Source organism: Sulfitobacter aquimarinus (assembly GCF_040149565.1).
In the GTDB taxonomy this organism is placed as follows: Bacteria; Pseudomonadota; Alphaproteobacteria; order Rhodobacterales; family Rhodobacteraceae; genus Sulfitobacter; species Sulfitobacter aquimarinus.
On record NZ_JBEFLO010000006.1, the window covers coordinates 135,050 to 151,420 of the forward strand.

Genomic DNA, 16,371 nt, shown 5'->3' on the forward strand with positions numbered 1-16,371 from the left:
AATAAACGGCCGAAAAGGCTATTTATGAGCGCTTGGTAACTAATTGTAATTTATATGAGAAATAATATTTCGGGTATTTTGGGCAAAGCCTGTATCGCCGCATAAAACAATCTGGCCGAGATATACGAGGCTCAATAGCGGGTTCATTCGTGACCTTCGAAATGCTGGAATGAACCCGTCTGCTGACACGGTAGCCTCCTAAGCCTTAGCTTAACCAGTTGCAGCTGATGCTGGTTGTCTTTCGGCTATAGTGAGGTGGTTGCTAAGGGCCCCTTTCAGAGCTTGCCCATCCATTTCACGCTGTTCCAGAAGCATGTTTGCGACATGCTTGATCAGGTTTGCGTTGTCCTCAACGATCTCCTTCACACGCAGATAGTGTCCTTTAATATCCGAATTCACGACTGATCCGAGGGGGGCAAGGGGATCCAGTTGAGTGAGCTTTACGGAGCTGAGGGAGAGCAGGTTGCTCCCGTAAAGACCCCATGAATATCTCGCTTTGAACGCAAGCTCGGTCGCCTGCTCCAAGTCGTTTTCTGCGCCGTTTGAGACTGAGCCGAGAAGTATAGCTTCGGCGGCTCTGCCCGCGAGTGTAACGGCGATCTGGTCACAGACGACTTTCTTCGTTGCGGCGAAAGGCATTTTGCCGAGGTAGGCCCCACCACGGGCCGTGATGCGCACCATGTCGGGCAGGGGCAGGCCAAGAATGTGTGCTACCACGGCATGGCCGGCCTCGTGGATCGCGATGCGGTGGATATCTTCCTGCCGGCCCTCTGGTGCGACGTGATCGACAGCGGCTCTGAGGTGCTGGTTGCCAAGTGTCGTTTTGGCATGACGCGCCTGTCCCCGTGCGTCGCGGACGACGGCCGCGACCTGCGCGCCTGACATACCAAGAAGACGGTCGGCGACAGTTGCGAGATCGAGATCCTGAGCATTTGCGCCCAACTCAATCTCGAAGATCCGTTTGATGCCTGCGCGGTTTGGGTTCTCCAGCTCCGTATGCCGATCAAAGCGCCCTGGGCGGATGATTGCAGGGTCCACGTTCTCTGGCAGATTTGTTGCTCCCAGAACGATGACACCCGCAGTGTCATTGAGCTTGGTCAGGTGCTCAAGCAGGGCGTTGACGATGGCGGCAACATAGCCGGAGTTGCGGTGGGAGACGGAACGTTTGGAAAATGAGTCCAGCTCATCGATGAAGAAAACGCAGGGGGCACATGCGATCGCCTTTTCCACGCTCTCGGACAACGTCCGCAGAAAGTCCCCCTGATGACCGGCTTTTTGGCAGATGCCGTAGCTGGTGGCGATGAGTGGAATGCCCGCGGAGCCAGCGAAGGCTTGTGCAAGAAGTGTTTTGCCGGTTCCGGGAGGTCCGTAGAGGAGCACAGACGACGTCACTTCCGACCACGGCAAATGGCCCGCCCGCCACTGTGTAACATCGCCAAGGAGATGCTTCATGTCGTGCTGCGCGCGGGGCGGAAGATGGATTGCATCTAAAGTCGGGTCGCTTTTACCTTTGCCTGTGTCAAGGCGACTGGTCAAAGCGCGAAGGCGCGCTGCAACCAACAGTGTCGTCTGCTCTGAAAACGCAGATTTGAACAGTGGCATAGGCAGGCCTTGGAGCGCCAGATCATTGGGGAGGCGGTCACGAATGGTGTCCTCTGACAATTTTCCAGTGACGGAGTGGGTCTGCCGCAAGATTTCGAGGATCATATCACTCGTGATCCGAGGGAGGGTCACGGTGCGGGTGCAGAGCAACTTACCGCTGGGCGGCAGATCATCGCGCGTTCTGGCGACAACGATCACGCTTTTGCCTTCGGCGATAAGCCGGTCAACCTTGTCGTTGTAGTCTTTGCGACCACGACTGCTTGACGCGGCCTGAACATTCGGAAACTCCGCAACGGCGATGCCATGTAAGTGGATGCCTGCATCATCAAGGGCCTGTGCGGTTTGTTCCAAGATGTCTGGGAACATATTGAAGAAGAGCTCGCGCTCTGCATCGTCGGGAATTGCCAGCAGTGTCACAGCTTGAGGGGAGGCAAGGGACTGTGCCATCTCTGGCGTATTGAAGATTGCTGCAAAGCGTGCGGCAAAGATCAAACGGGTCAGTGGCAGCTTTGCCTGCCGGAGACGGGTAGTGCCATCGGCTGCCGTGGCATATGGATCAATGCCGCTCGCCTGCACCTCAACGATCTCTTCTGGACGGAGATTGTCCGCGGCTGTGGCCTGGTATGAGGGCTGGGTGGGGACGTCCTCGGGCGTGTCCGGAAAATCCATCAAGTCGTCGTCAGTGTCATCATCGAATGGGTGCTTCGAAGGTGCAAACCGGACAGGGGTGTTGGCCCGCCGATGACTCTCGACATAGATGCGCCGGAGGACATCCTGCGTAAGCTCGAGGGTGAAGGCGGGAGTTGCGCTGTCGCGAACGGTGGAATGGTCGGGCATTGGCATGCTCCTTTTGTTCAATGAATAAGGGGATAGAAGAAAGATCAGGCAGCGATGTCTGGAACCTGACTGTTGGTGTCGGGAAAGCGCGTTTCGATCTCGTCGAGGAGGCGGTGGATGATTGAGGCGGCCTCGGGCCGATAGATTTCGCGCGTGATGTTGATGGCGTCGCCATACTCTGACTTGGCCACAACCTTGTCCGGAAACTGCGTGGCCAACGTTCTGTGAGCGCGTTCTTCCTCGGCCCGGGCCTCGTGTCCGGTTGGAAAGTTCACGACACGCAGCACCTCCGTGGTGATGGATTTGTCAATGCCCAGCTGGTGCCGGAGGCGCTTTGCTGGACGCGCGCTATAGCCGAGCTTGAGGACGGTTTGTCCGGGAAGATCAATCCGAAAAAGATAGATGTGAGAAGGCTGCGCCGTTCTGCCGAGGCTGCAGCCTGAACATGCGCAATCGTTCCAGAGCATGTTGCCGACCATGATATTCTGCGTCTGGCCGCAAGTGTGCCGATAGCTGCGATATCCTGATTTACCGTTGGAGGCGGGTCCCAACAGGGTCCAGCCGTATTTTTGCGCCTGCGCGCGATAGCGCTCTTCGCGGCATGTCTCACAGCCGAGAGCATGCCCTCCGTCAGCCGCGCGTTTTACACGGTGAAATTGACGCCGCACCTGATGCCCACACGAGAGCTGGTAAAACCCATAATGGCGGTGCTTAGGGTCACGCCCCAAAAGAACTGCACCTACAGTTCGTGCATGCTCGATGCGCTGGTGTTTGATGCAATGGGGGCATTCGGGGCTATGCCCGAGAACGACATTGACCCGTTTTGCATGGGTGCAACCGCACTCATGGCAGAGCAGTGCAACATGCAGTCGGTCTTTGACGCGACCAACGATGGTGAAGCCCTTTTTGCGCGCGGCCTTCCGCCATTTTGCAGGGACTGTTCCGACGAAAGGGGCGTAAGTCGGGGTCGCGGAGCGTGAAAGCCGGACATGGTCAGGAAACAGTGCGGCGTTGGTGGTTGTGTGCTCTGCAGGCATAGGGGTGACGGGGGGCAGCATCATGATGAGGCGCTCCTATATGTTATGTGACAGAGGGACGGGCCGGACCGCGCGTAGCGCGGTCCGATAGAGTGGGATCAAGCGACTTGCTGGCAGTGATCACGCTCGAAAAACGCGGCCTGCATAGACGCGATGCCGAACAACAGAGGAAGCGCCCGGTCCAACAGATTGCGCAGGTTCGTGCCACGGGACGCAGATGCGCGACGGGTCATTGCAGCTTCCATCGTCTCACTCAGCGTGGGGTGGTCGCCTGTCTCGATGTCGAGCAGCGATACAAGGTCTTTCACCGTCTCGACAAGCACGGGAACAGCAGTGGCACCTGCATGCGCTCGCAAAAACGCAAAGGCCGACGCTTCGGTCGCAACCCAAGCGTCAGCCGTTGCTTCACCCGCGCTCTCGACAGCATAGTAGTCGTGATGCGGCATGTGCTTCACGTTCTGATCAAGCTCGATGGTGCGCTCCATGTGAAGCAGCACCTCTTCGAAAGCTTTGAGAGAAAACGGGGAGGGGGTGGCGGAATGCGCTCCGGGCGTGGTAATCGTGTGGATAGTCATGATGATCTCCTAAGGATCGTGGTGATGAGTGTGGGAGAGGGAGTTGCACCTCCGTCTCTCACACATTATTTATAACTTTATAAATTTAAAAAGTCAACTGGTGTTATGAAAAAAATTGGCCGTCCATCAAAAAATACCGAGCAAGTCACTGTTAGACTGCTGGTCGAGACCATTGAAGCGATAGATGCCGCTCGCAAATCAGAGGATGATCTGCCCAGCAGACCGGAGATGATCCGGAGGATGATTGATGATTGGTTAGACCGGCATGCTGAAGAGAGCCCGAAGAAGGTTGAGTGATCGAGTTATTGTGGCTCATAAGAAGTGGCTTCTGACCGACGGATAATTATTGATCAGAAGGAGGTCTTCGGCGTACCCCGCCGCCTATGAGGGATCTTTCGCCATTCGCTGCAGTTGCAAACTTTATAACCTTAAGCAATCAGCATTCGGTAAGGTGGGCGGAGAGCAGACCTTATCTGTTATAACTGTCAAATCGCGGAAGCGGACATTCTGCCAGGATGACCCTGCTGAACCGCGGTTGACCTGCTCAGGAGGCGGGAAACTGTCGTTCGCGGCGCGTATCGCCAAAGTCTGGTGCGGGAAAGGAATATACCGGAATTAAAACACACATAAGGAAGTGCTTAGGGATCTTCAATCTGTTCGAAACCACCAGCGCAGAACTCGCCACTACGCGAAAGCGCTCGGTATAGTGTGGATTGCCAGCTATTGATGTTTGCTCTACGCCGGCTGCGGGCTTCGAAGGCGAGTTCGTCACGCAAGCCCTCTAAGCCGTCAGATGCGAAGATCGACTGGAAGATAGGCTTCCGCTCAACAAGTTCGATCGCAGCATGCTGCTCATATAGCGCGGCGAGCCCAAGTTGTGAGAAATGATGCCGAGCGCGCTCGATCGTTTCAATTTCGACGCCGTTAGGGCTTCTGATTGCAAAGCTGGTGTTCACGCCCGCACCGACGTCGATTGTGGCGCTTAGCAGTCTAAAACCGCTCCAGTCATCATAATAAGGATGAAAAAGCTCTTCGGCTCGTTCCTCAGCGCGATAGGTCAGCTTCGCGTGATTGCACTCGAAGCAGGATGGAACGAGGTTCGCCGGAAACACGGAAAGCTCAGGATACTGATCCTTTGGCAGATAATGATCGAGTGTTTTCACGTCACGTTGGCCGCACGTGGGGCAGCGGTTGAAACGTGATCCTCCTCTGAGCCTTAGATAAAGTGGTCTTTCGCCGCCCTTCACCAAGACACGACCGTAGAGGCCACTCAGTTCCGCTGGATCTATGTCGACTGGTTCTTCGGGTGCGAGGTCGACCAGCATACCAAGGTTGGCGTGCTCGAGATACAAGGCCGTGCGAGCCTCGACATACGGACGCTGGTCCAATAGAGCCGCCCTCAAATTGACATCCCGCGTGCGTGTCGCGCAGGCACCAAAGACGGCGCCAGCGTCCTCGTCTGGTCGGTCAACTGCAAGCATCAGTTGGCGGCTCGCAGTATCGCACGCGCCAATGCTCGGCCTTCAGCACCGATCTGATCGCTAAACGTCTCCAAGAGATCGTCGAAAGTTTCAGCGGTTTGCGCCACGTCGGTAATCACCGCATGATGGCCGCTCTCGGTCACTTCCACCCTAAAAATTTCGCGGGTTAGCGTGCCAAGGTTTTCAGCAAAGGTCTCGATCTCTGGACGCTCGGCCCGCACTTCATCCCCCGCCCGGAACAGGAGCGTGACGCAGCTTGCCGGCACTTCCTGTACGACCACCGGCGAGTGGGTTGCAAGGATCGCAACGCCGTTCCGCTGCGCGAGCAGATTTGAGATGGCGCGGACCAGCGCCATGACCAGCGGAGGATGCAGATGAGCTTCAGGTTCATCAATAAGGACCAGCGTGCGTTCGCTGACAAGTTCGGCAAGCCGCGTCAGTGTTAACAGGACAACCTTGTGCCCTGAACTCGCGGTATCAAAGATCTCCCCAGCTCGGTTCTCGACTGTCTCGGCATCCAGATCGGCGAGAAGCGATAGGCCCAACCCAGCAAACAGCGGGTCAGCCTCTAGAATACGCATTGCTTCCTGCCATCTCGGGCGACTGGCACTGCGAAGACATTGGAGCGTGCTTTCGACAAAGTCCTTCTGGAGGTCAGCTTCACTTTTATTGCCCGTTGCACGTTCGTCGCCGACTCGAAGGCGCTTTTTTAATCCAACATAGGTGTAGTCGATGCCGCTCCGCGTTCCGGCCTTACGGCTACGCAATTTCCCGCTCGCCGATCGAGGCGGCGGATCAAAATTATCAAATGCGCTGAACGCTACGGTGATCAAATTTGCAAATTGATCCTTGGGCGCTGCGTCTGGGTTCTCTTCGAACTTCAATGCCCCAAGGCGTTTGTCCTTCCCATTGCGAAGCAGCGCACTGATCGACGTCAGCAGAGTAGTTTTGCCGACGCCGTTACGTCCAATTACGACGTGGATATTGCTTGGTGGAATACTGTCAGGATCGACCTGGACGACTACCTTATCTCCAATATTCGGAAATCGGTAGACAAAGTTAAAAGCAGTAAGAGCGGACTGCTCTTGGATAATCGATCGAAGCTTGTTGAAACGGGCATCGCCGACTGACCGAGTGAGCGACGTGTCGTAGGCATCATCATTCTGTAACTCCGCACGGATTGCCTCGTCCCACACTACGTCACGCAGCGCGCCGAGGATCGCAACGCGAACCGGCTCGCTCAATTCAAGCAGGGTTTCGTAAAAGCTCTGGTCCTGTCCGAGCGAGCCATAACCTGGTCCCAAGGCTTCGAATTCATCGTCGATAGCGACGTAACCGGTCAGCATACCAGCCAGCATGATTTTAACCTGACCGAGCTCATATCGCTCGCCTTCGTCGTCAAAATAGACGAGGGCAAAACTGGTCTTTAACCCATAATCGTCCCAGTTGTCGCGTATCAGAAATGCTTCGGATACACCCGTCAGCCGTTTGTAACGTTTTCTGCGATCTGTATATGAAATGACTGTGAAATTCATCGCTGTCTCGTATGCTACCGGTGGTGCTATCAAATGAGTTCAAAGCAATAGACGGCCGAAGATATCACCACTGCTTGTCGCAATCCATATAGCATGAAATACATTGTTTCCAGCATGTTCGGCTGTTCTTCATGAGAAGTCTGGGACACCACATCGAAGAACCTGCTGGGAACACGCGAGGTCACCTAATCTCGGCTTCGGGAAGACTGCACCACAGCGATGGCCCATCCAGCGAATGTCTAAAGAGGGCCGGAAGCAAGCGTGATAATGGATTAATTCGACTTCAGTACGCGCTTGGCATCTTCTGTGAACGCTGCTTTGAATGACGGATCTGACGCCCAGAGTCTATAAAGTTCCATCTCATCTTTTCGACGTTGGAGCATAACCTCTTGGAATATCTTTTCGAACGCAATTTCCTTCGTATGGGGATCGAAATTTTCTTTGTATTTCGTCCCATAATCAGGATGCGTTTTTATGCTCTCGACGATGTTCACGAACTTTACCCGCTTTTCCTCAGGGGTAGCACTCCATCCTTGGAACCAACGGTCATTAAAGTTTCGTATGATCTCCTCAAGTGGGTCCTCTTGAACTTCACCTTCACGGTAGCCACGCGGGTTTGGGTTCTGCGGGTCGAGTTCAGTTAATGCATCATCCAGTCCAATTGCCTGGTTTAACTTCGTACGCTCAAGCCCGTAGGACGATAAATCAACTGCATCCAACAAGGCGTCCAGCGCATCTGCATTTGGGTCCTTGATCTTCAGCTTTGGAACAAGGAATTTCAGGAACCAGAATAGCTTTTCCCATGCCAGAACCTCAAATGGCATGATTGAAGCCATCTGACCGTATATTTTGACGAACTGCTTAGCCTTGATTTTGAAGTCGATTTTATCCTCGTCTTCAAGATTAAGCTCGGTGTTGAAACGGTCAGCGGCAACGTCGATCAACGGGCTCAGGGCTTGTGCGTCTTCGCCAGCGAAGTATCTCACGATGAACGCTTCGATCTCTGCAGCCTCATAGACACCTACGCTATCGAGATGCGCCAAGAGGTCGTGGAGCATGTTTACGTCAGTCGCCTCTGACAGCGTGGTGACCGTGTAGAACGGGTCAAACGCTGTTTTGATATCATCGGCCGAATTGAAAAAATCGAGCACGAACAAGTCTTCAGTGCGCTTGTTAAGCTTTGATGACGATCTATTGAGACGAGACAGTGCCTGAACCGCCAGAACATGTTGCAACTTCTTATCGATGTACATCGCACAGAGCTTGGGTTGATCGAAGCCGGTCAGGTATTTGTTCGCAACGATCAGCAGACGGTATTCGTCGTCGTCAAATTTCTCGCGGGTCTTGTCTTCGGGAAAGCCGTTCATTTCTGTTTCAGTGTATGTGTTCCCGTCAACCTTCTTCTCGCCGGAGAAGGCAATCGCTACTTTGAAGGGGTTTCCGCGTTTCTCGAGCAGGGCCATCACAGCATTATAATACCGGATCGCCATTTCGATATCCTGCGTGACAATCATCCCCTTGCCTTTGCTGCGCAGCTTTTTGGCGGTCACGACCTGCGGGATAAAGTGGTCCAGCATGATCTCGGCTTTCGTGTTGATCGTTTGCTGGCTCCGCTCGACATAGGCGCGCAGCTTTTTCTGGGCCTTTGCCGTATCGAACAGCGGGTTGTCCTCAATCGACTTCTGGATTTCGTAGTAGCTTTTGTACGTGGTGTAATTAGCCAGCACGTTGAGGATAAAGCCTTCTTCGATGGCCTGCTTCATACTGTAGAGGTGGAATGGCCGGAAACTGCCGTCTGGCTGCTTTGTGCCGAACTTCTCCAATGTCGTGTTCTTCGGTGTGGCAGTAAAGGCGAAGTAGGAGGCGTTGCCACGCATTTTGCGCGACTGCATCGCGGCAACGATAGCGTCCTGTGCATCCTCCGTCTCGGCATCAGCGTTACCACCCATGGCACGGTTCATCGTGTCGCTGGCCTGACCGCTTTGACCGCTGTGCGCCTCATCAATGATCACAGCAAAGCGGTTCTCGCTCAGATCGGCAATGCCTTCGATGATGAACGGGAACTTCTGGATCGTGGTGATGATGATCTTCTTACCGTTTTCCAGCGCAGCTTTCAGATCAGAGGATCGCAGGGCAGGGGCGACGATGTTCTTCACCTCTGAGAAGTTGCGGATGTTGTCGCGCAGTTGTTTGTCCAGCAGGCGGCGGTCTGTCACCACGATCACGCTGTCGAACAGCGGCGCATCCAGCGCTTTGGCACCGGGGATATCAAGCGTTTCGGGGTAACTCTCGATCAGCTGATAGGCTGCCCATGTGATGGAGTTTGACTTGCCCGACCCTGCGGAGTGCTGGATTAGGTAACTGTGGCCGACGCCATGTGCGCTGGTGTGGGCCAGAACTTTGCGCACCACGTCGAGCTGTTGATAGCGCGGGAAGATCATCGTCTTTTTCGCCAGCGGGTCGTTCTTTTTCCCTTCCAGCAGGACAAAGTGCTGGATGATGCCGGACAGGCTGGTGGTGGCGAATACCTCTTCCCACAGGTAGGCGGTCTTATGGCCATCGGGGTTGGGCGGATTGCCTTGGCCTTCGTTGTGGCCCTTGTTGAACGGCAGGAACCATGTGGAGGCACCGGTCAGCTTGGTCGCCATGAACACCTCGTCGGTGTCCACCGCCATATGCACCAGCGCGCGGCCGAACTGCATCAGGGGTTGGGTGGCGTCGCGGTCGCGGTATTGCTTTTGTCCGTGAAAACGGGCGGTCTGGCCGGTCCATGCGTTCTTCAGCTCGATCGTGACCAGCGGCAGACCGTTGAGGAACAGCGCCATATCCACCTCTTCGGCGGGGTTGGCGAGGCTATAGCGGACCTGCCGTGTCACGCTCCAGATATTGGCGGCAAAGTTGTCGTGGACCTTTTGCGCCGAACTGGCGAGCGGGGCAGGGTACATGCAGGTCAGGACGGCGTCATCAACGGCGAGGCCCTTTTTCAGGATGTGGAGGATGCCGTGGCGTTTTACCAGTTTGTCGAACTGGCCGAGGATTTTGGCCTGCCAATCAGACGGATTGCGGGTTTTCAGTTTTTCGAGCTGTTTGCCTTGGGTTGTCTCAAGGAATTCCCAGAAGAGAGCGGTGTCGAGCGCGTGGGCGGCATCAAAGTCTGACGGGTTGCCGATGCGGTAGGGGCCTGTTGGGATGGTGCCTGCGTTACGTTCTTCGGTACTGGCGCCCGCCAAATGGCGTTCAATGGCCTGTTCCAATGCGATTTCGCGTGTGTTGCTGACCATGACGGACCCCTTAAGTGACTTTGATTTTGCCGGTGACGGCCGCGTTGATCAGGCTGGTTTTGTATTCTTTGAGCGCGGTGATCTGGTCTTGTTTTAGGGCTATTGCTGCATCAAATCTCTCATATTCGCATTTCAAATACGCCGTGATCGTGTCCTGCTCATCTTTAGGAGGCAACACTATTGGAATGGCCCTGACATTTTCTTTGTTCAGCTTGGGTTGAGCTGATGACTGCGCAGCAGTTCTTAGATAGCCCCAGTATGCCGGAGAATTTAGGAGCAGCGTAATATAGTCCACAGACGCTTCGCACTTTAGCCGCATCAAAAGCATGTTTGGCCCTAAAGATGCTGGGTATTCAGTTTTTGGCATTACGCAAGAGAACCCAGCGTATGCTCCTACATTTGCCATTAGAAGCTCGCCCCCAAACAGTTCGGACTTCTTTAGAAAGAAATGCGATGCCTTGCTCAGGAAAACTCCTTTGTTCGTCATGCTCCTCCGCAAATCTGTAAGTCGTATCAAGCGTGAGTAATCAGGAATATCCAAATAGGTTACATTCTTTGCAAGGTCCGCGAAGGAACCGTTTGCCGTAAAATCAGTCAGTGTATCAATCAAATATCTAAAATTGAGTGTCTTCCAGTGCGCGGGGATTTGGCCGAACCAGTCGATGCCGCTGTCTTTCATCGGGGCGTCGGGGTTGAGGCCGCGGGTGACGGCCTCTTGGATCAGGATCTGCCGCCGCTCGCGCAAAAGCGCTATCTGCGCCTCCTTGATCCGCACCGCCTCATCAATCTTTTTGCATTTGTCGTCGAGGAACGATGCAATGGCGCCTTGTTCTCGGAGGGGTGGTAGAGGCGTTTTGAAGGTTGCAAATGCATCCTTTGGGATGGTGTTGCGCAAACCTTTATAAAGGCCCCGCATTTTCTTATCGGTGTCCGCATTCAGATAAAAGTAATACAGAAATTTTGGATCTGATCCGCCAAGAGGTCGGTACACCGTGTAAGCACCAGTAATCATTCCGGCAAAAGACGATAGACCAACGGTTCTCGGTGTCTCTTCCACATCGAAGAGGCAAAATACAAAGTCGCCAGGTAAAACTTCTTGATAGGTGTCAAATTCCGCTGGGAACTTTCCTTCGGGGTTTTCCATATCACGCTTGATCAGACCACGAAGTGTAAGTGACAAAAGATCAAATTCGGAAGAGCGTTTCCCGACTGTGCGTTTCTCCAGCTGGAAGAGGTGCTTATTTGCGCGCATTTCCCAATGCTCGGGAACGTCACCAATCCATCCGACGCCACTATCCTTGTAGCTGTCATGCTTTGCGAAGGAGGCCAAACTCATTCTGCGGGCTCCAGCTTGGTCTCGATCTTCACGCCCAGAATATCCGACATCAATCCGTCGGCCTTTTCCTCCAATTTCAGAATATCCTCTGTCACTTCATCCAACCCACGCAGTGGTTTGTGCCGATAGAAGTATTTGTTAAAGCTGATCTCATAGCCGATCTTGACGCTCTCGAGATTGATCCATGCCTCGTTCACATGCGGCTGCACCTCGGCACGGAAATAGCGGTGAATGCTGTCTTTAAGCGGGACGGATTCACTGTCGCGCAGGTCCGAGTTGCTCTCGTAGGTCAGATAGCTGCCATCTTTTTGCAGGTAATACCCGAAATCAGCCAGATCGCCCGCATCACATCCCAAACGGGTGGTCAGATCGTCCAGCGCGTCCCCCTTAAATTTATGCGTCTTGCCTTTGACCTTTTCAGCCTTTGCGTCATACCAGCTGACCGCGTTCAGGATCGCGTTCTTCTCGGTCGCCGACACCTTGATCTTGCGCGCCTTGATCACCGCTGTCACCGCATCGCGGAAGGTGTTGAAGTCTGCCGTCTCCTGCGTCCCGATATCCTCCATCAGGGTAAGCCCCGTGTTCATCAGGTCGCGCAGGGCCGTCCACATCTTGGTATCTGTCAGCTTGGTGCGCTGTTTGGCATTCAGGGTGATGTCCTGTTCTTCACACCACGCCAGGATCGCCTTGGTCTGTGATTTCAGAACCCCGCTCTCATAAACACGGTCACCATATTCACCCCAGATATATTCCATCGGTTTCCGCAGCCCTTTGTCAAAGCGCAAAGGCGCAAGGCGCTCCGCACTGAACTGCGCACGGCGGCGGTCTGGCCGCTCAATTGTGACCTTGTGATAGCCGAAATCCTCATTTTCGAATATCTGTACGGCAATGCCGACGGGATCGTTGTTCTGGTCAATCTCACGTTCAACGGGGGAGAAGTTCAGGTAGGCCTGTGTAATCGCCTCGATATGCTCAGGTGCAAATTCGCAGTTCTTGTCGCCAAGGTTCTTGCGCAGCTTACGGAACAGCAGGTTCCCGTCGATCAGTTGGACACGGCCCCTGCGTGCCTCAGGCTTGGCGTTGCTGAGTAGCCAGATGTAGGTGGTGATGCCCGTGTTATAGAAGAGGTTATTCGGAAGCTGGATGATGGTGTCGAGCATGTCATTCTCGATCACATAGCGGCGGATGTTGCTCTCCCCGCTGCCCGCGTCGCCTGTGAACAGGCTGGAGCCGTTATGCACCGAGGCGATGCGCGACCCGATGGCGCTGGCCGTGGTCGATTTCATTTTGCCGACCATCTCCATCAGGAACAGCAGCTGCCCATCAGAGGAGCGCGGCGTGGCATCGACGGTTTCCGTCTTGCCCCAGTAATCGCTCAGTTCAACCTGAAAGCGGCTGTCGATGACGTCTTTGCCGTCCTTGATGTACTTGAGCTCTGACGACCAGCTTTTGCCGTAAGGCGGGTTGGACAGCATGAAGTCAAAACGTTGTCCGGAAAACTCATCAACGGACAGCGTGGAGCCGACTTTGATGTTCTCGGGGTTGTTGCCCTTGATCATCATGTCGGATTTGCAGATCGCATATGTTTCGTCGTTGATCTCTTTACCATAGAGGTAAACATCACCGGACGCGGCGATCAGGCCGTCGGGGTCTTTGATGAAATTCTGCGCCTCCGTCAGCATACCGCCCGAGCCGCAGGCGGGATCATAGATGGTCATGATCGGGGGCAGGCGGTCCTTGATCGGGTCGAACATCAGATGCGTCATCAGGTGGATTACCTCGCGCGGGGTGAAATGCTCACCTGCCTCCTCGTTGTTCTCTTCGTTGAACTTGCGGATCAGTTCCTCAAAGACGTAGCCCATGCCAAGGTTGGACAGGGCGGGCAGGGCGTTGCCATCTGGGTCTTCAATCTCGTTCGGCGTCAGGTTGATGTAGGGCGAGACAAATTTCTCGATCACGTTCAGCAGGACATCTTTGTTCGCCATATGCTGCATCTGTTCAAGCAGTTTGAAACGGCGAACGATCTCTTTCACGTTGTCCGAGAACCCGTCGAGGTATTCCTCGATATTGCCAAGCATGATCTGCTGGTTGTTGGTCGCGGTGGACTGGAGCTTTTTCAGGGTCCACTTGCTTGTGTTATAGAAGACGTACCCCGAGGCATCGATCAGGGGCGCATCATCCAGCTCAGTGGATTTCATATCCTCTCGTTGAAAGCGGACCTCCTCCAGCACCGCGTCTTTTGTCGGCTCCAGCAATGTATCCAGACGGCGTAAGACCACCATCGGCAGGATCACATCACGGTACTTGCCGCGGACATAGACGTCCCGCAGGCAGTCATCCGCGATGGACCAGATGAAGGAGACAAGGCGGTTGTGGGAGGTCTGGTTCACGGCTCGAATATTCCTCAGGGCTATACGCTTATTATGAAAGCTATATTTTGTTTCGTACGACCTTAGAGGGGGTTCTGGGATTGCTCAAGGCGGAGTAGGATATCATGGCCTGCTTGATGCTAATTGTTAAACGATCAAGTTTTTGGGGCGCGGCGATGCTGGTCCAAGGGCGCAGTCGTGCGGATTTCAGGCGATATTCGGTTTTGCTGATCATGAGAACCTAAAGCGTGACGTCATTTTCTATCCGCCAAATAGAATATGGTGTGAAACGGTCGGAAGCGACGGATTCTTGCTATCGACATATTTCTTGAAACCTCACCGACGGACTGAAACCCCTTTATCGCATATGTTTTCGCCGCTTTTGAAGAATTTCGAAGCACGGGTGATTTTGATAAAAACAGCAATTCGGCTTCAAGCCTTGTATTCTGATTTTACAAATTAAGGTGAGATCATGAGCAATAACAATACACGCTACACATATCGCGCAAGCGCCGAAGAATTCGCGTCCATCGATGCCAAGATGAAGCAATATGGCTTCGCGACCCGTGCAAAATTTCTCAGCCATGCCGCAGCGGAATACGGTCAGCACACACCTGATGATGTGTTCATTCAGCTGTCACATATGGCCTATTCGCTCCATCAACTGATGCGTGCAGACACCGGGCGCCTCCACCTGTTGAAGCCTCGTCAGATTAAGAGGATGTCACGCGATGTCCGGGAAGCGATGACTGCCCTGATCCAAGGGTCTGATTGATGTGGCGGCACGCAACATTTCTTTCAAAGGCCGATCCATTGATGTACTATCCGTCCAAGACCGGTCATGTGCTGAGCGGCAGTATTCTAGAAACGAACACCAAAGCCTTGATCAAGTTTTTCGCTCGTTTCGAAGAACCAAAAGGCGATGGGCTGGTTCATTTTACGCTGTCGCTGCCGGCTGGAATTCAGCTGAGCGAGGAGCAGTGGCATGAGGTCGTGCGGCATGTCTTGAGAGAAAGCGGGCTACCACCAGACTTGGTGCCGTGGGTCGTATGGGGTGGTGAGCAGACAAACTGCGACCATGTACACATCATTGCGGCTCGTCAGACCTTTACAGGCCGCTCCCTCGATGTTGCGACCTCCGTTGCCTTCACAAAAAAGCTGGCGCGTGACTTGTGTCATCGGCTCAGCCTGCCTGAACCAGACTGGATGCCTGATCCGGAAATGTGCCTTGTAATGCCGATACCAAAGCGAAGGCAGCGAAAGAACCACGCTGCTTTTCAATTTGCGACGGACCTGAATGCGGTGATGGGCCGGTTCCGTCCCGAAACTCTCGATATGCTGAACCGGGGACTGCGCAGGATTGAGTCGCCATGGCAGATTGATATCTGCGCGCAAAATGCCAGCTATTTGATCCCCAAGAACTTCCAGACAGGACGCCGGATCAATCCACGAGACGCGGGCCCAGCATTCTCCTCTAAGAACATCCTGCGAAGGCTGGTGTTCGCTACGCGGCTCCGGCTTGCAAGAACGGTGCTCTTCTTGCGGCATGTAAGACAGCACATCGGGAGTATACCGCTCCCGGAATTTTCATCTACTGAAGGATGCGACGATGACCGAAATGAACTCAAACCACAAAATCACCCACGAAAAACTGGATCTGACACGGGAAGATATCCAGAAGCTGCTGCCAATCCTGGCGCTTCTCGATCCGGAAGCACAGGAGAAGGACCTCGATTTCGCGGACCGCCTGTTCAATCTCCTCCAGAGCCTCATCGAGAAGGGCGACCGGCAGGAGCGTCAGTTGGCACACCTCAATGGGCAGTTGACAGAGATGATGGCCTACCTGAAAATTCTTACGGAGGTGGCGACGCCGGGCGAGGCATCTGGTTTTTCAGATTGAAAAGGCTGGCCAAAGAAGCGGGCCTGAAAGCCACACAGAAATTCAGTCCGGACTATTCCTCAATCTTGTTGAAGGACGACATGGGACGTGAGGGCCAATTTGACCTTGTGCAGCTTACTATCAATCCTGCTGGGCAGGAATGGGATGGGCGTTGGTATACCTTGGCAAGCCGCTTTCAGGAGCACTTTAACTGGGATGTGCCGTCACCTGACTGCAGTACTGAAGAAATCGACTTTGATTCATTTTGACCAATTCGTTGGCAAAGATTGCGGCTGTAGCGATGCTTTTGCGATAACTGTCATGTCTACCTGCTAAGGTACCATGTGGGTTGAATATGGACATTTGGGGCACGCAATCGGGGCCCCCGAGCTAAACAGCCGCGAACAATCCCATAAAGAGGCACGGACTGACAATAACG

12 protein-coding genes and 1 pseudogene are annotated in these 16,371 nt (G+C 54.0%); 5 read left to right on the forward strand and 8 right to left on the reverse strand.

Annotated features, from left to right (window positions below; genetic code table 11):
- Positions 1-210: 210 nt before the first annotated feature.
- The 3 genes from ABMC88_RS12710 to ABMC88_RS12720 all read right to left on the reverse strand — a co-directional run bounded on the left by ABMC88_RS12710 (position 211) and on the right by ABMC88_RS12720 (position 4,051).
- Positions 211-2,439 carry an AAA family ATPase gene (locus ABMC88_RS12710; protein ID WP_349577269.1) on the reverse strand — a complete coding sequence of 743 codons (2,229 nt, stop codon included), beginning with the start codon at positions 2,437-2,439 and terminating at the stop codon, positions 211-213.
- Positions 2,440-2,483: 44 nt separating this feature from the next.
- Entirely contained in the window at positions 2,484-3,500 is a 1,017-nt protein-coding gene (locus ABMC88_RS12715) for a hypothetical protein (RefSeq protein WP_349577270.1), read from the reverse strand.
- 74 nt (positions 3,501-3,574) lie between these two features.
- Positions 3,575-4,051, reverse strand: coding sequence for a hypothetical protein (locus ABMC88_RS12720; RefSeq protein ID WP_349577271.1), 477 nt, complete (start codon positions 4,049-4,051; stop codon positions 3,575-3,577).
- Positions 4,052-4,156: 105 nt separating this feature from the next.
- Between ABMC88_RS12720 and ABMC88_RS12725 the strand changes: the two genes are divergently transcribed.
- On the forward strand, positions 4,157-4,348 hold the full coding sequence (locus ABMC88_RS12725) for a ribbon-helix-helix protein, CopG family (RefSeq protein WP_349577272.1): 192 nt from the start codon (positions 4,157-4,159) through the stop codon (positions 4,346-4,348).
- Positions 4,349-4,689: 341 nt separating this feature from the next.
- On the opposite strand, the gene ABMC88_RS12730 is transcribed toward ABMC88_RS12725, so the two are convergent.
- The 5 genes from ABMC88_RS12730 to ABMC88_RS12750 form a co-directional block, all read right to left on the reverse strand.
- Positions 4,690-5,532 (reverse strand): HNH endonuclease, encoded by an 843-nt coding sequence (locus tag ABMC88_RS12730; protein WP_349577273.1) that lies wholly within the window; start codon positions 5,530-5,532, stop codon positions 4,690-4,692.
- Positions 5,532-7,067, reverse strand: a complete 1,536-nt coding sequence (locus ABMC88_RS12735) for an AAA family ATPase (RefSeq protein ID WP_349577274.1) — start codon at positions 7,065-7,067, stop codon at positions 5,532-5,534. Before ABMC88_RS12735 ends, ABMC88_RS12730 begins: the two co-directional genes overlap by 1 nt.
- A 272-nt stretch (positions 7,068-7,339) precedes the next feature.
- Entirely contained in the window at positions 7,340-10,348 is a 3,009-nt protein-coding gene (locus ABMC88_RS12740; RefSeq protein WP_349577275.1) for a type I restriction endonuclease subunit R, read from the reverse strand.
- 10 nt (positions 10,349-10,358) lie between these two features.
- Positions 10,359-11,684, reverse strand: a complete 1,326-nt coding sequence (locus ABMC88_RS12745; protein WP_349577276.1) for a restriction endonuclease subunit S — start codon at positions 11,682-11,684, stop codon at positions 10,359-10,361.
- On the reverse strand, positions 11,681-14,074 hold the full coding sequence (locus ABMC88_RS12750; protein WP_349577277.1) for a type I restriction-modification system subunit M: 2,394 nt from the start codon (positions 14,072-14,074) through the stop codon (positions 11,681-11,683). The genes ABMC88_RS12745 and ABMC88_RS12750 overlap by 4 nt, the downstream gene beginning before the upstream one ends.
- A gap of 451 nt (positions 14,075-14,525) precedes the next feature.
- Between ABMC88_RS12750 and ABMC88_RS12755 the strand changes: the two genes are divergently transcribed.
- From ABMC88_RS12755 to ABMC88_RS12765, 4 genes and pseudogenes are all read left to right on the forward strand, one after another.
- A complete protein-coding gene (locus ABMC88_RS12755) occupies positions 14,526-14,828 on the forward strand; it encodes a hypothetical protein (protein ID WP_349577278.1) in 303 nt (100 codons plus the stop codon).
- 41 nt (positions 14,829-14,869) lie between these two features.
- A pseudogene (locus ABMC88_RS18545) lies at positions 14,870-15,223 on the forward strand (relaxase/mobilization nuclease domain-containing protein); the annotation flags it as partial.
- Positions 15,224-15,662: 439 nt separating this feature from the next.
- The gene (locus ABMC88_RS12760; RefSeq protein WP_349577279.1) at positions 15,663-15,953 is read left to right on the forward strand and encodes a hypothetical protein; all 291 of its coding nucleotides are present in this window, start codon (positions 15,663-15,665) and stop codon (positions 15,951-15,953) included.
- The gene (locus tag ABMC88_RS12765; RefSeq protein WP_349577280.1) at positions 15,950-16,201 is read left to right on the forward strand and encodes a hypothetical protein; all 252 of its coding nucleotides are present in this window, start codon (positions 15,950-15,952) and stop codon (positions 16,199-16,201) included. Before ABMC88_RS12760 ends, ABMC88_RS12765 begins: the two co-directional genes overlap by 4 nt.
- The last annotated feature ends 170 nt before the right edge of the window (positions 16,202-16,371 follow it).

Excerpts from the sequence above, each read along its gene's own strand:
- ABMC88_RS12755 (WP_349577278.1), top strand. The coding sequence starts at position 14,526 with ATGAGCAATAACAATACACGCTACACATATCGCGCAAGCGCCGAAGAA.
- ABMC88_RS12745 (WP_349577276.1), bottom strand. The coding sequence starts at position 11,684 with ATGAGTTTGGCCTCCTTCGCAAAGCATGACAGCTACAAGGATAGTGGC.
- ABMC88_RS12710 (WP_349577269.1), bottom strand. The coding sequence starts at position 2,439 with ATGCCCGACCATTCCACCGTTCGCGACAGCGCAACTCCCGCCTTCACC.
- ABMC88_RS12740 (WP_349577275.1), bottom strand. The coding sequence starts at position 10,348 with ATGGTCAGCAACACACGCGAAATCGCATTGGAACAGGCCATTGAACGC.
- ABMC88_RS12715 (WP_349577270.1), bottom strand. The coding sequence starts at position 3,500 with ATGATGCTGCCCCCCGTCACCCCTATGCCTGCAGAGCACACAACCACC.
- ABMC88_RS12735 (WP_349577274.1), bottom strand. The coding sequence starts at position 7,067 with ATGAATTTCACAGTCATTTCATATACAGATCGCAGAAAACGTTACAAA.
- ABMC88_RS12760 (WP_349577279.1), top strand. The coding sequence starts at position 15,663 with ATGACCGAAATGAACTCAAACCACAAAATCACCCACGAAAAACTGGAT.
- ABMC88_RS12725 (WP_349577272.1), top strand. The coding sequence starts at position 4,157 with ATGAAAAAAATTGGCCGTCCATCAAAAAATACCGAGCAAGTCACTGTT.
- ABMC88_RS12730 (WP_349577273.1), bottom strand. The coding sequence starts at position 5,532 with ATGCTTGCAGTTGACCGACCAGACGAGGACGCTGGCGCCGTCTTTGGT.
- ABMC88_RS12720 (WP_349577271.1), bottom strand. The coding sequence starts at position 4,051 with ATGACTATCCACACGATTACCACGCCCGGAGCGCATTCCGCCACCCCC.